Annotated in this window: 13 protein-coding genes; 4 read left to right on the forward strand and 9 right to left on the reverse strand. The window is 69.7% G+C overall.

Features of this window, described 5'->3' with window-relative positions; translation table 11 throughout:
- Positions 1 to 28: 28 nt before the first annotated feature.
- Complete coding sequence (locus HLH48_RS09305) at positions 29 to 601, reverse strand: TetR/AcrR family transcriptional regulator (protein WP_182997234.1); 573 nt, start codon at positions 599 to 601, stop codon at positions 29 to 31.
- Positions 602 to 629: 28 nt separating this feature from the next.
- Between HLH48_RS09305 and HLH48_RS09310 the strand changes: the two genes are divergently transcribed.
- Genes HLH48_RS09310 through HLH48_RS09320 form a run of 3 tightly spaced genes read left to right on the forward strand, consistent with a single transcriptional unit; the run spans position 630 to position 4,093 of the window.
- Positions 630 to 2,075 (forward strand): 8'-apo-carotenoid 13,14-cleaving dioxygenase, encoded by a 1,446-nt coding sequence (locus HLH48_RS09310; protein WP_182997235.1) that lies wholly within the window; start codon positions 630 to 632, stop codon positions 2,073 to 2,075.
- Positions 2,072 to 2,746, forward strand: coding sequence for a VC0807 family protein (locus tag HLH48_RS09315; RefSeq protein ID WP_182997236.1), 675 nt, complete (start codon positions 2,072 to 2,074; stop codon positions 2,744 to 2,746). Before HLH48_RS09310 ends, HLH48_RS09315 begins: the two co-directional genes overlap by 4 nt.
- A 60-nt stretch (positions 2,747 to 2,806) precedes the next feature.
- Entirely contained in the window at positions 2,807 to 4,093 is a 1,287-nt protein-coding gene (locus tag HLH48_RS09320) for a transposase (RefSeq protein ID WP_182997237.1), read from the forward strand.
- Positions 4,094 to 4,127: 34 nt separating this feature from the next.
- Here the strand turns inward: HLH48_RS09320 and HLH48_RS09325 are convergent, their stop codons facing one another.
- The 8 genes from HLH48_RS09325 to uvrB all read right to left on the reverse strand — a co-directional run bounded on the left by HLH48_RS09325 (position 4,128) and on the right by uvrB (position 12,336).
- Positions 4,128 to 4,265: a hypothetical protein gene (locus tag HLH48_RS09325; RefSeq protein WP_182997238.1), complete on the reverse strand. Its 138-nt coding sequence runs from the start codon at positions 4,263 to 4,265 to the stop codon at positions 4,128 to 4,130.
- Positions 4,266 to 4,271: 6 nt separating this feature from the next.
- Positions 4,272 to 5,216: a heme o synthase gene (cyoE, locus tag HLH48_RS09330; RefSeq protein WP_182997239.1), complete on the reverse strand. Its 945-nt coding sequence runs from the start codon at positions 5,214 to 5,216 to the stop codon at positions 4,272 to 4,274.
- Entirely contained in the window at positions 5,213 to 6,529 is a 1,317-nt protein-coding gene (locus HLH48_RS09335; protein ID WP_182997240.1) for a cbb3-type cytochrome c oxidase subunit I, read from the reverse strand. The genes cyoE and HLH48_RS09335 overlap by 4 nt, the downstream gene beginning before the upstream one ends.
- Positions 6,530 to 6,675: 146 nt before the next feature.
- Entirely contained in the window at positions 6,676 to 7,407 is a 732-nt protein-coding gene (locus tag HLH48_RS09340; RefSeq protein WP_182997241.1) for a class I SAM-dependent methyltransferase, read from the reverse strand.
- 114 nt (positions 7,408 to 7,521) lie between these two features.
- Positions 7,522 to 8,517 carry a glutathione synthase gene (gshB, locus tag HLH48_RS09345; RefSeq protein ID WP_182997242.1) on the reverse strand — a complete coding sequence of 332 codons (996 nt, stop codon included), beginning with the start codon at positions 8,515 to 8,517 and terminating at the stop codon, positions 7,522 to 7,524.
- A 91-nt stretch (positions 8,518 to 8,608) separates the two neighbouring features.
- Positions 8,609 to 9,163 carry a transcription elongation factor GreB gene (greB, locus tag HLH48_RS09350; protein WP_182997315.1) on the reverse strand — a complete coding sequence of 185 codons (555 nt, stop codon included), beginning with the start codon at positions 9,161 to 9,163 and terminating at the stop codon, positions 8,609 to 8,611.
- Between the two features lie 18 nt (positions 9,164 to 9,181).
- Positions 9,182 to 10,069 (reverse strand): aldose 1-epimerase, encoded by an 888-nt coding sequence (locus HLH48_RS09355; protein ID WP_182997243.1) that lies wholly within the window; start codon positions 10,067 to 10,069, stop codon positions 9,182 to 9,184.
- A 26-nt stretch (positions 10,070 to 10,095) separates the two neighbouring features.
- The gene (uvrB, locus tag HLH48_RS09360) at positions 10,096 to 12,336 is read right to left on the reverse strand and encodes an excinuclease ABC subunit UvrB (RefSeq protein WP_182997244.1); all 2,241 of its coding nucleotides are present in this window, start codon (positions 12,334 to 12,336) and stop codon (positions 10,096 to 10,098) included.
- A 110-nt stretch (positions 12,337 to 12,446) separates the two neighbouring features.
- On the opposite strand from uvrB, the gene HLH48_RS09365 reads away from it, so the two are divergent.
- A complete protein-coding gene (locus HLH48_RS09365; RefSeq protein ID WP_182997245.1) occupies positions 12,447 to 13,229 on the forward strand; it encodes a DNA polymerase III subunit epsilon in 783 nt (260 codons plus the stop codon).
- Positions 13,230 to 13,252: the final 23 nt, after the last annotated feature.

The following is a 13,252-nucleotide window of genomic DNA, read 5'->3' on the forward strand; positions in this document are numbered from 1 at the left end:
CGGTCGGCCCCCAAGGCGGCGACCGGCCCTACCCGATCACCGTCTCGATAATCGTCTCGTCCGCCGGGATCTGGCCATCCAGCATCAGCATGGCCAGACCATGCACCAGCGCCCAGGCTTCGATCGCGCGCATGACGGCCTCACCGCCATCCTTGGCCGCCACCGCCGCGGCATGCGCCTGGAGCAGGTCCGCGGCGTCGGACACCAACGTCCCCGCCGCCTTCGCCGGGGCCAGGACGGGCGACGCGAAGATCAGCCGGAACAGGGCCGGATTGGCCAGCGCGAAGCGCACATAGGCCCGGCCCGTCGCCGCGAACCCCGCGTCCCCCCCGCCGGCCGCCGCCTCCGCCTCACGCTGCGCCGCTCCCAGCCGCGCCAGCCCTTCCTGCGCCACGGCGGCCAGCAACGCGTCCTTGTCGGGAAAATGGCGGTAGACCGACGTCGCGCTGACCCCGACCCCGCGCGCCACCTCGCGCAGCGACAGCGCGTCCACATCCCGCTCCGCCAGAAGCCGCAGCCCCTCGGCAATCAGCGCCGCACGCAGATCACCGTGATGATAGGACCGCTTCTTTAAGTTGACACTGTTATCATTCTCATTCATCTTAACAGCGTAAACATAGGAGACCGTCATGGGAAGCCCCATCGAGACTACGATCCGCGAAACGATGGCCAAGGGCCTTGAGACCCTGGCCGCCTTCAACCGCAAGCACCTGCCCGCGCCCGCGAACGGCAACCCGTTCCTGACCGGCATGCACACCCCGATGACCGAGGAACGGACGCTGACCGAACTTCCGGTCACGGGCACGATCCCGGCCGGGCTCGACGGGCGCTATCTGCGCATCGGCCCCAATCCGGTGGCGGCCGATCCGGCCTCCTATCACTGGTTCACCGGCGACGGCATGGTCCACGGGCTCGCGATCGCCGACGGCCGCGCCTTGTGGTACCGCAACCGCTGGATCCGCTCGAACGCCGTCGCCGAAGCCCGCGGCGTCGCCCCGGCGCCAGGCCCGCGCCACGAATTCGATACGGTGAATACCAATGTCGTCGAGATCGGCGGCCGCACCTTCGCGCTGGTCGAGGCTGGCAGCTATCCGGTCGAACTCGGCGAGACACTCGACGACCAGCGCTACAATTCCTTCGACGGCACGCTGCACGGCTCCTTCAGCGCCCACCCCCACCGCGACCCGAAGACGGGCGAACAGCACGCCATCTGTTATGAAGGCCGCGATCCGGGGACGATCCGGCATGTGGTGGCCGATGCAACCGGCCGCGTGATCCGCGAGGAGCCGATCGCGGTGAAGCACGGCCCGATGATCCACGATTGCGCGCTCACCGACCGTTTCGTGATCATCCTGGACCTGCCCGTCACCTTTTCCATGCGGACCCTGGTCGCGGGCCACGGCTTCCCCTATCGCTGGAACCCGGCGCACCCGGCGCGGGTCGGCCTGATGCCGCGCCACGGCCGGCAGGAGGACATCATCTGGTGCCCCGTGGCACCGGGCTACGCCTTCCACGTCGCCAACGCCCACGACACGCAGGACGGCCGGGTGATTCTCGATCTCTGCGTCTACGACACGATGTTCGGCGACGGCGCGCAGGGGCCGGACGCCCGGTCGCGCGGGCTGGAACGCTGGACCATCGACCCCGCGCGCCACACGGTCGCCATCCGCACGCTCGACCCCGCGCCCCAGGAATTTCCCCGCCCGGACGAACGCTTCTTCGGCCAGCCCTGCCGCCATGTCTGGAGCCTGGCGCTGCCCGCCAATCCGGCCGATCGCTTCCTCGGCGCGACGGCGCTCTATGCGCACGACCTGACGACGGGCGAACGGCAGATCCACGATTTCGGCCCCAGCCGCCACCCGGGCGAATTCGTCTTCGTGCCCGAAACCGCGGACAGTCCCGAGGGCCATGGCTGGCTGATCGGCTTCGTCATCGACATGGCGAGCGAGACGACCGACCTCGTCATCCTCGATGCCCGCCGGTTCCAGGAGCCCCCGGTCGCCGCCATCCACCTGCCCCACCGCGTGCCGCCCGGCTTCCACGGCAACTGGGTCGCCAAGGACATGGCACAATGAGCAGGCAGCACCACGCCCCCCGCCTCGCCTTCCTCGCGCTCGACCTGGCGGTGAATGGCGCCGCCCCCGTGCTGGTCTACGACCGGATGCATGCGGGCTGGGGCGACGTCGACGCGCTGCTGGCCTCCTCCCTGCTCCCGGCGGTGTGGGGCGTCGGTACCTTCCTTTTCCGGCGACGGATCGACGCGCTGTCCGTCATCGCCCTGGCCGGCATCGCCCTCTCCCTGCTCGCCTTCGTCGGCGGCGGCTCGGCACGGCTGCTGGAACTGCGCGAGCAGATGGCGACATGCCTGATCGGCCTGGCCTTCCTGTTCTCGGCCGCGATCGGCAAGCCGCTGATCTACCCGCTGGCCCGGGCCACCATGGCCCGCACATCCATCCAGACCCTGGCCGACCAGACCCTGGCCGATTTCGACGCACGCCGCGACGAGCCGCCCGTACGGCATACGGTCATGGTCATGACGCTGGCATGGGGCTTCGGCCTGCTGGCGAACGTCGCCGTCTCGGTCGGCCTCATCTTCAGCCTGCCGATCGGCACCTATCTCATGGTCGGCCCGGTCCTCGGCTACGCGACGATGGGCGGCCTGGTCCTGTGGACCATCCTCTATCGACGCTATCGGATACGCCACGCCGCCGATCCCATGCCCGGGCAGCAGGCCGGCATGCGTTAACGATTCTCTAATCCATGAAACGGAGCCTGGTCACGCCCCACCCTTCGAGGGAACAGCCCGATGATCAGGATCGACCCCGTACAGCCTGACCCGGCCCCTCCCGCCTTTGCGGGCACCGAAAGCGGCGCGTCGCCCTCCGGCGGCGGTTCCGACCAAGCGCCGGCACCCGATGACGGCGACACCGTCACCCTGTCGGCGGATGCCCTGATCGCCCTGGCCATCCTTTCAGCCGAAGCGGAAAGCGACCCTGCGGCGCCGCCCGGGGCGCTGCTGCCCGGCCTCCCATTGCCGGGCATGCCCGCTCCCGGCCCCGAAACCGCCCCGGCTCCCGCCACCCCGCCCCTGCCGGCGGCACATCTCCCGCCGGCAACCGATACCGCCTTCGCCTCCACGCCCCCGCTCGGCGGAGGCGAGAACGTCCCGCCTCCGGCCAACTGGGAACGCGCCTACCAACGCACCCTGTTCTCGGCACCGGTCGACAGCCGGGCCGCCGCGCGCATCGGAGAACGCATATCGACCGACCACACCGGCAACCCGCCGCCGATCCCCTCCGACCAGACGGCAACGGATGCACACCCCGATCCGGCGAACATCCCGCCCCCCGCATCGCTCGCCCCATCCACGCAATCCCTTCCCGGCGTCGATGAGCGGATGGCCGCGATGTACGCGCCACCCCCGGGCCGCCGCGAAATGCCGGATCACACACCCGAAACCGATGATGAGGACGCGACGGAGGCGGAACGGCCCGGCCGGACGGCACCCACCCCGCGCGACGCGCTCGCCCCCTGGCACCGCCGCCGCCTGGACGCGCTTTATCCCGTGATCGTCTTCACCACGCTGCGGGTCGGAGTCCGCGACGACAGCGTCATCCGCGACAGGACGGCGCATCTCGCGCTGGCCATGCATCTCGACGGCACGCTCGATCTTCTCGGCCTGTGGATCGGGCGGCATGAGGGCGCCACCGGGCCGGGCCGCCATATCATGGAGTCCCTGAAGCGCCGGGGCGTGGAAGATATCCTGATGGCCGTGACCGATGGACCCGACGGCCTGGCCGATGCCGTCCGCGTGGCCTTTCCGCAGGCGGCGATCCATCCCTCGCTCGACCACCTGCCGCACCATCCGCCGGACATCGCGGCGCTGAACGACCATGAAGCCCCGGGCGAAAAAGCGGCCTCCGCGGCCGAGAGCGCCTGGGGCCGGCGGCTCCTGTCCGCCAGACGCGCCATCGAGGCGCTGCACGCGCTGCTCGGCCGGGCCATCCACGCGCGCGGCCCGTTCGCCAGCGACGAGGCGGCGCTGGCATTCCTCTATCTGAAAGCCAGAACCGCCGAAAAAACCAGCCCCTGACGATCGCCGTCCGCCATCCCGGACAGGCGGCCCGTCACATGCGGACCAATGCCAGGCCGTAGAACACGGCCGCCACCCCCAGCAGGGTAAACGCCACGCCAAGAACCCGGCCGCGATGGCGCCGCACGCATTCGCGGGCCTGGTCGGGCGTCAGGGCAAACGGTCGATCCATCGCGTCTCACCCCACGATCAGGACATGATCGGCCAGCAGGCCGCAGAACAGCAGGAACAGATAAAGCAGCGAGAAGCGGAACGCCCGCCGCGCCGCGCCGTCGCCGGTCAGGCTCACGCCGTCCGCATCCTGCCGGTCGGTCAGCACGCGCACCGCACACCCCACGAACCCGGCATCCAGCACGCCCGCCGTGGCCGTATACAGCCATCCCGCCTGATGCAGCACCGACGGCACCAGCGATACCGCCGAAAGGATCAGCGTATAGACCAGGATCTGCCAGCGCGTATGCCGCGCACCGCGCACCACCGGCAGCATCGGAATGCCCGCCCGCCCGTAATCCTTGCAGGCATACAGCGACAGCGACCAGAAATGCGGCGGCGTCCACAGGAAGACGATCGCGAACATCACGACCGGCATCACATCCAGCGAGCCGGTCGCCGCCGTCCACCCGATCATGGGCGGAAAGGCGCCCGCCGCCCCGCCGATCACGATGTTCTGCGGCGTCGAACGTTTCAGCCACATTGTGTAGATCACGGCATAGAAGAAGATGGAAAAGGCCAGGATGAACGCCGCCAGCGCATTCGTCGCCAGCCACATCAGCACCACCGACGCGGCCGAGAGGCCGATCCCGAATCCCAGTGCCTCCCCCTGGCGGATCCGCCCGTCCGGGATCGGCCGGCGCGCGGTCCGGGTCATGATCGCGTCGATATCGCGATCGTACCACATGTTGATCGCCCCGGCCGCCCCCGACGCCATGCAGATGCACAGGATGGCGACACACGCGATCACCGGGTTCACATGCCCCGGCGCCATGGCCATCCCGGCCGCGCCGGTAAACACGACCAGCGAGATCACGCGCGGTTTCAGCAGCGCGAACCAGTCGCGCGCCTCGGTCCCGACCAAAGCCGCGTCGAAACGCGGCGCGTCGGGGGCGGAGGCTGAGGCGCTCACGCCCGCTCCCCCCCCACCATGAAGCCGGCGAAGGAATCACGCGGCGCCGGCGACGGCAGCGTCCATTCCAGGGTGCGGGCTCCCGCCCCCCAGTAATTGCCGGCAACCGTCCGGCGCCCCAGCAACGCCGTGCCCAGCACGGCGACGAAGGCGACCATCGACAGGCCCTGCATCGCCGCCCCCGCCATCACGCCGCCGGGCAGCAGGGAAACGACGCTCCCCCCGGCCGCCAGCGCCACATGCACGCGCCCGGCCCATTCGGGATAGGCGCGGCCGGCCATCTTGCCGATCCAGTAATAGAATCCGCCGAACGCCGCGAACAGCGCCGCCGGCAGCACCAGCGCATGCGCGTCCGGCCCGCCACCCACCAGGGCTTGCAGCGGCGCCGCGACCAGCATCGCCATGAAGGCGACGGCCCACAGCATCGGCACGCGCCAGATCGGCCGCCCGGCCCCGATCGTCAGGCCCCACGCCACCAGCAGCACCAGCATCGGCAGCGCCATGGCGCCCTGCTCGGCCAGAGGCCACGCGGCGGGCCGCGCCGCCAGGCCGGTGGCGAACAGGTCATGCACCCACACCGACGACCCGCCGACCGACAGCACGACCATCGCCCCCAGCGCCGCTCCGCGCAGCCGCAGCGCCACGCCCGAGAACGTCTCGACCAACTGGCAGATCACGCCCGCCGCCGGCAGCAGCAGCAGCCCGGCTTCCGGTCCCGAAAACGCCCGCAGCGCGCGCGCCACGACATCGGCGCCCGCGCCGGCCAGCAGACCCCGCGTCAGCGCCGCCGCCAGCACCGGCAGGACGACCACCATCATCATCGCCGTCAACACCTGCGCCCAGACGAACAGCGGCATGTCGCCCAGCCCCACGCCCCGGCCCCGCATGTTCAGCGCCGTCGCGACGATATTGATCGCCAACCCCAGCATCGCCGCGCACCACAGCATCATCGCGCCCGCGCTCGACACCCCGGCGACCACCAGCCCGAAACTCAGGGCGACCCCGGCCCAGCAGGCCAGGTTCAGGCGACGGAACGCCATGTCGGGCGCGCCCAGCAGCAGCGGCACGAACCACGAGCCGAACCCGCCGACCAGCGCCGGCAGGGCGCAGAACAGCACCATCAGCGCGCCGTGATCGATGGCCATCCGGCTCCACGCCGCGCCGGCATCCGCGCCCGTCCGCAACGGCAGGACCAGCGCGCCGCCGACCAGCCCGGCCAGGACCGCCATCACCAGATAGAGCGTGCCAACCGCCTTGTGGCCGACCGTCCCGCCGGTCGCGTCCTTCATCCAGACCTGCCTGTCTGCCGGCATACGCCAGTTCTCCTGCGCCGATCGATCGCGAAAACAGGCGACCATGCTCGAAATCGTGATGATGTTACCCAAATCCCGCCACCAGGACGAGAGCCACCAGCCCCCGCGTCCGGCATGGCCGGCATTCCCGCCATGCCGGGGCCGCGTCAGGCGGCCGGCCGCGCGATCCGGCCGGGCGTCTCCAGGCGCGGCAGGGTCACCAGCGTGAACAATCCGGCCGGCGGCACCGGCGCGATGATCGCGCGGGCCAGGTCGTCGGGCGGCAGCAGCGCTTCCATCGCGAAGTCCGGATGCCAGCCCAGCGAATGCGACGCCCGCGCCATGCCGCGCTCGACCGCCAGCCGCACGCCGCCGGTGGCCAGGAAATGATTGACGAACAGGATATGGCCGCCCGGCCGCACCACGCGCTTCAGTTCCGCCAGCAGGCGGCGCGGATTGGGCACCACCGAGGCCACGAACATCGCCACCGCGATATCGAACGACCCGTCGGCGAACCGCGTGTCCTCGGCATCCATTTCCAGCAGGGCATCGATATTGCGCAAATTCATCCGCGCCACGCGCTGGCGCGCGCGGTCCAGCATATCGCCCGACAGGTCGATCCCGGTAATGCGCTTGTCGCCGCGATAATGCGGCAGGGCCAGCCCGGTGCCCACGCCGACCTCCAGCACCGCCGAACCCGGCAGGCCGTTCACCGCCGCGACCGCCCGCTTGCGCCCGAAGGCCGAAACCCCGCCGAACACCGCGTCATAGACACCGGCCCACCGGCGATAGGCGGCCTTGACGGCCTCGGCGTCCAGGGCCGAGCGCGGCGCCGGGGCACAGGCAAGGCTGCCGGCCGATTCCGCCTCGGCCGGCGCGTCTTGAAGAACGTTGCTCATCGGGAACCCTCTGTGCCCTGCCGGGCGATTGTCTTCAAGGGGATAGCGGACCATAGCCCCGCGGCACAGCGCAAATTACCCATTCCTCTCCCTCGTCCGCCATTCCGGCGCCCGTTACGCTCCACCGTCGAGCCGCCGCAGGATGCAGTCCCAGATCAGCCCGGCGGAATTGATGCCGTCGAACCGGTCGATTTCCTGCAACCCGGTGGGCGACGTGACATTGATCTCGGTCAGCCAGTCGCCGATCACGTCGATACCGACGAAGATCAGGCCCTGCTCGCGCAGCATGGGCCCGATCGCCTCGCAGATCTCGCGGTCGCGCGGGCTCAGTTCCACCTTCACCGCGCGGCCGCCCACATGCATGTTCGACCGCGCCTCGCCCTGCGCGGGGACGCGGTTGATCGCGCCGATCGGCACGCCGTCGGCCAGGATCACGCGCTTGTCCCCCTTGCGCACCGCCGGCTCGTAGCGCTGGATCATCAGCGGCTCGCGCGACCGCGCGAAATGCATCTCCAGCAGCGAATTCAGGTTCTCGTCATCCTCGCGGATGCGAAACACCCCCGCCCCGCCATTGCCGAACAGCGGCTTGACGATGATGTCGCGCCACTCCGCGCGAAATTCGCGGATCGCCAGCACGTCCCACGTCACCAGGGTCGGCGGCATCAGGCCGGGAAAATGCGTGACCAGCAGCTTTTCGGGCGCATTGCGCACCGATGCCGGGTCGTTGACCACCAGCGCCTTGCCCGGCCCCACGCCATGCACATGCTCCAGCATGTGGGTGGCGCTGATATAGGCCATGTCGAAGGGCGGGTCCTGGCGCATCAGGATCACATCCATCGCGGACAGGTCGATCACCCGCTCCTCGCCCAGTTCGGCATGGTCGCCCGCGACCCGCCGCACCCGCGCCGGGCGCGCGCGCGCCGTCAGCCGCTCGGCCCGCGCGCCGCCGGCCACCCGGCCCTCGCGCAGGCTCAGCCCCTGCACCTGGTAGACGAACAGTTCGTACCCCCGCGCCTGCGCCTCCAGCATCAGGGCGAAAGTCGAATCGCCATTGATGTCGACCCCCGACAGGGGATCCATCTGCACGGCAACCTTCAGCGAGCGGGACATCAACGCGACCTCCGGGCACAATCCGATAGCCCGATGACGCGTTCCGCCACCGGTCCTTGCTTCTTAGTCGAGTTCACGCCCGCGAAAAACCTCATAGCGCATCGGCCCCCACAGGTTCGGGGTAGGAAATGGCCAGAATCTCGATCAGTTCCATCCCGCCGGGCGTCATCAGCCGCACCTCGTCGCCCACCCGCCCGCCCAGCAGGGCGCGGGCGATCGGCGATGCCAGGCTCACCTGCCCCGCCGCCAGGTCGGCCTCGTCCACCCCCACGATCGCGACCGTCCGCTCCACATCCTCCACGGTCGCATAGGTCACGGTCGCACCGAAGAAGACCCGGTTCCGCTGGGTCTGCGCCGCCGGATCGACCACGATCGCCTTCTCGATTCGGCGGGTGAGAAAGCGGACCCGGCGGTCGATCTCGCGCAGGCGCTTCTTGCCGTACAGGTAATCGCCGTTTTCCGAACGGTCTCCGTTGCCGGCGGCCCAGGACACGATCTCGACGATGCGCGGCCGCTCCTCATGCAGCAGGGCACCCAGTTCCCGCCGCGTCGCCTCCATCCCGGCGGGGGTGATGTAGCGCGACACCCCGTCTATGGCACGCGGCCCCGCCGCCTCGTCGTCGTCGTCGTCATGGTCATCGCGCATCATCGGCCGCATTGTGCCTCAGCACGCGGTCAGGGCAAAATGGATGTGGCCCTCCAGCCGCTCGCCCGGCGCCAGGATCGCGGTCCCCCGGTCGGTCACCCCCGCATGGTTCAGCGCGTCGTTCATGTTGCTCACCGGCTCCAGGGCGATGAAGGGCTTGTCCGGCGGCGTGAACAGCACCAGGTGGCGCAGCGCCGGACTGGCGGAGAGGGTCAGGGCCAGCCCGTCGTCGGGCCAGCGCAGGAACGCCGCCCCGTCCCAGCCGGCATAGCAATTGTCGATCGCCTCGTCCGCGACCGCCCGCATCCGCTCGAACGACCACGCGCCGGTGGCCGGCACCCGCAGCGCCGGCAGATGCCGCTCGTCGTTCGTCCATACCGTATCGGCCGAAAATCCCAGCTTCACCCCCGCGCGCCGCGGAAAGTAGGGATGAAACCCCAACCCGACCGGCTGGGGCCGCTGGTCGATATTGTGGATCGCCATCCACACGTCCAGACTGTCCTCGCGCAGGTCGAAACGGATCTGCGCGCGATAGGCGAACGGCCATTCCTCCATGGGGCGGTCATGGGGCGGGTGCCATTCCAGTTGCAGCGTGGCGCTGTCGTCGGACAGCAGTTCCAGCGCCCACGGATGCTCCCAGGCATTGCCATGGATCACATGCGGCTCGCCGCCGAAATTCGGCTTCATCCGGTATTCGGCGCCGTCGAAGCGGAAATGCCCGTCCGCGACGCGGTTGGAAAACGGCACCAGCGGATAGGCCGCGACCTTGTGCCCCTTCTGCGCCAGCAGGTTCGGGTCGCTCACGGCGTCGAACACGCAGATCGCCCCGCTTTCCCAGAAGGCCACGGCACCACCCAGTTCGGGAAGCAGGCCCAGCCGGGCCGCCCCCGCCTTCAGTTCGATCATGCGTCTCTCTTCCCGTCCCGTTCGCCCTATCGTCCGCCGCGCCTGCGCCCGCCGCCCCGCCCCCTGGCCGGATCGTACCCGCCGCCGCCCGGCCCCAGCGGCTCGGGCCCCTGCCCCTTGCGGCGCTGCGGCCGTCCGGTACTGCCGGCGCCTCCGGCGGTGGAAACGGGCGCGGGCACCGGATCCAATCCCAGATCCAGCGCCTCCAGCCGCTTGATCTCGTCACGCAGCCGCGCGGCGGTCTCGAATTCCAGATCCGCCGCCGCGGCGCGCATCCGCTTTTCCAGCTCCGCGATGGCGCTGCCCAGGTCCTTGCCGACGAACTCCGCCACATCCCCCGCCCTGGTCGGGGTAACGGTGACGTAATCCTGCTCGAAGACCGACGACAGGGCCTCGCCGATATGCTTGCGAACCGATTGCGGCGTAATGCCGTGCTCGGCATTCCATTCCGACTGCTTCGCCCGCCGCCGCGCGGTTTCCTCGATCGCGTAGCGCAGGCTGTCGGTCATGGTGTCGGCATACAGCAGCACCCGCCCGTCGATATTGCGCGCCGCCCGCCCGATGGTCTGGATCAGCGAGGTCCGCGAGCGCAGGAACCCTTCCTTGTCCGCATCCAGGATCGCCACCAGCGAGCATTCGGGAATATCCAGCCCCTCGCGCAGCAGGTTGATGCCGATCAGCACGTCGAACGCCCCCAGGCGCAGGTCGCGGATGATCTCGATCCGCTCCAGCGTATCGACGTCGGAATGCAGGTACCGCACCCGGATGCCCGCCTCGTTCATATAGTCCGTCAGGTCCTCGGCCATGCGCTTGGTCAGGGTGGTGACCAGCACCCGCCCCCCCGCCGCGATCGTCAGCCGGCATTCCGCCAGCAGGTCGTCCACCTGCCGCTCCACCGGGCGGATCTCGGTCACCGGGTCGATCAGCCCGGTGGGGCGGATCACCTGCTCGGCGAACACGCCGCCCACCCGTTCCATCTCCCATGGCCCCGGCGTGGCGCTGACGAAGAGCGTCATCGGGCGAAAACGATCCCACTCGGCGAATTTCAGCGGCCGATTGTCCAGGCACGACGGCAGGCGAAAGCCGAATTCCGACAGGATCGACTTGCGCGCGAAATCGCCCCGCTCCATGCCGCCGATCTGCGGCACGGTGACATGGCTCTCATCGACGATCAGCAGCGCATCCTCGGGCAGGTATTCGAACAGGGTCGGCGGCGGATCGCCCGCCTTGCGGCCGGACAGATAGCGGGAATAATTCTCGATTCCCTTGCAGACGCCCGTGGTCTCGATCATCTCCAGGTCGAAGGTGGTGCGCTGCTGCAACCGTTCGGCCTCCAGCAGCTTGCCCTCGGCCGTGAACTCCGCCAGCCGCTGGCGCAGTTCATGCTTGATGCTGGTCACCGCCTGGGTCAGGGTCGGGCGCGGCGTCACATAGTGGCTGTTGGCATAGACGCTGACCTCCTGGAGGTCGCCGGTCTTGTCGCCGGTCAGCGGATCGAACTCGGCAATCGCCTCGATCTCGTCGCCGAACAGCGAGACCCGCCACGCCCGGTCCTCGTTCTGCACCGGAAAGATATCGACACTCTCGCCGCGCACGCGAAAGGTGCCGCGCTGGAACGCCGCGTCGTTGCGGCGATATTGCAGCTCGACCAGCGCCTTGACCAGCTTGTCGCGGTCGATCTCCCCCCCGACCTCCAGCCGCACCACCATGCGCGAATAGGTCTCGACCGAGCCGATACCATAGATGCACGACACCGAGGCGACGATGATGACGTCGTTGCGCTCCAGCAGCGCCTGGGTCGCCGCATGGCGCATCCGGTCGATCTGCTCGTTGATCTGGCTGTCTTTCTCGATATAGGTGTCCGAGCGCGGCACATAGGCTTCGGGCTGGTAGTAGTCGTAGTAGCTGACGAAATACTCCACCGCATTGTCGGGAAAGAACTGCTTCATCTCGCCATAGAGCTGGGCCGCCAGCGTCTTGTTCGGCGCCAGGACCAGCGTCGGCCGCTGCGTGGCCTCGATGATCTTCGCCATCGTGAAGGTCTTGCCCGACCCGGTGACGCCCAGCAGCACCTGGTCGCGCTCCCCCGCCCCGACGCCCGCCACCAGTTCGGCGATGGCGCGCGGCTGGTCGCCCGCCGGCTCATAGGGCGCCTGGATGACCAGCCGCCGCGTCTTCTCCTTCGCCGGCTGGCGTTCGGGCTGAAAGGTCACGATCTCCTCGGACGGATCGGGACGGCGGGTCTTCTTGCGAGCGGGCGCGGACATGGTTCAGGACTGTGGGCATCGCGCGGCGCCAGCGCAAGAGCCATCGCGCGCGCACCCGCCGCGTGCCGATTCGGCTAGGGAATCGCGTCCGCCGTCCCTAGACTGGCCCGATGGACGGCACCACGCCCTATGTCCGGGTCATCGACCTGGAAACCAGCGATCGCGACGCCCGGCAGGGCGGCATCGTCGAAATCGGCTGGCAGGACGTCACGCGCGCGCCCGATGGCTGGCACGTCATGCCCGGCCCCCACGCGCGGCTGACCCATCCCGGCGGCCCGATCGCCCGCTGGACGACGGCGATCCATCACATTACCGACCAGGACGTGCGCGACGCGCCACCGATCGCCGCCATCGCCCCGGCCATCCTGCGCCCGCCGGCCCGTCCGCTCGCCTTCGCGGCACACCGCGCCAGTTTCGAGCAGGACTGGCTGCGCGCCCACCTGCCGCCCCCGCTGCTGGCCGGCATGGGGTGGATCTGCACCTATAAATGCGCGCTGCGCCTCTGGCCCGACGAGCCCGGTCATTCCAACCAGGGCCTGCGCCATTCCCGCAAGCCGCGCGGGCTGGACCGGCACCTGGGCGACCCCGCCCACCGCGCCGGCCCCGATGCCTATGTGACGGCCCACCATCTGCGCGATATGCTGGCGCTCGCGTCGGTCGAACGGTTGCTGCAATGGTCGCGCCAGCCGGCCCTGCTGGCGCGGGTGCCGCACGGCCCGCTCCGCGGGCGCCGCATCCATACGCTGGCCACCAGCGATCTGGACCGCCTGCTCGCCACCCCCCGGCCGCCCGGCCCCGACCTCGCCTTCACCATACGCACCGAACGCGCCCGCCGCGCCGGACAGGACACGCCCCACCGCCCCTCGGCGGGGCAACTGGCGCTTCCTCTATAGGGACAGGGGCCGGCCCCCGCCCC

The sequence above is a fragment of the Gluconacetobacter sacchari genome (assembly GCF_014174255.1).
Taxonomy (GTDB): Bacteria; Pseudomonadota; Alphaproteobacteria; order Acetobacterales; family Acetobacteraceae; genus Gluconacetobacter; species Gluconacetobacter sacchari.

Bases quoted from the DNA above. Each gene is read 5' to 3' on its own strand.
- uvrB (WP_182997244.1), bottom strand. From the start codon at position 12,336: ATGTCCGCGCCCGCTCGCAAGAAGACCCGCCGTCCCGATCCGTCCGAG.
- HLH48_RS09335 (WP_182997240.1), bottom strand. From the start codon at position 6,529: ATGCCGGCAGACAGGCAGGTCTGGATGAAGGACGCGACCGGCGGGACG.
- HLH48_RS09340 (WP_182997241.1), bottom strand. From the start codon at position 7,407: ATGAGCAACGTTCTTCAAGACGCGCCGGCCGAGGCGGAATCGGCCGGC.
- HLH48_RS09325 (WP_182997238.1), bottom strand. From the start codon at position 4,265: ATGGATCGACCGTTTGCCCTGACGCCCGACCAGGCCCGCGAATGCGTG.
- HLH48_RS09310 (WP_182997235.1), top strand. From the start codon at position 630: ATGGGAAGCCCCATCGAGACTACGATCCGCGAAACGATGGCCAAGGGC.
- greB (WP_182997315.1), bottom strand. From the start codon at position 9,163: ATGCGCGATGACCATGACGACGACGACGACGAGGCGGCGGGGCCGCGT.
- HLH48_RS09365 (WP_182997245.1), top strand. From the start codon at position 12,447: ATGGACGGCACCACGCCCTATGTCCGGGTCATCGACCTGGAAACCAGC.
- HLH48_RS09320 (WP_182997237.1), top strand. From the start codon at position 2,807: ATGATCAGGATCGACCCCGTACAGCCTGACCCGGCCCCTCCCGCCTTT.
- gshB (WP_182997242.1), bottom strand. From the start codon at position 8,517: ATGTCCCGCTCGCTGAAGGTTGCCGTGCAGATGGATCCCCTGTCGGGG.
- HLH48_RS09305 (WP_182997234.1), bottom strand. From the start codon at position 601: ATGAATGAGAATGATAACAGTGTCAACTTAAAGAAGCGGTCCTATCAT.
- HLH48_RS09315 (WP_182997236.1), top strand. From the start codon at position 2,072: ATGAGCAGGCAGCACCACGCCCCCCGCCTCGCCTTCCTCGCGCTCGAC.
- HLH48_RS09355 (WP_182997243.1), bottom strand. From the start codon at position 10,069: ATGATCGAACTGAAGGCGGGGGCGGCCCGGCTGGGCCTGCTTCCCGAA.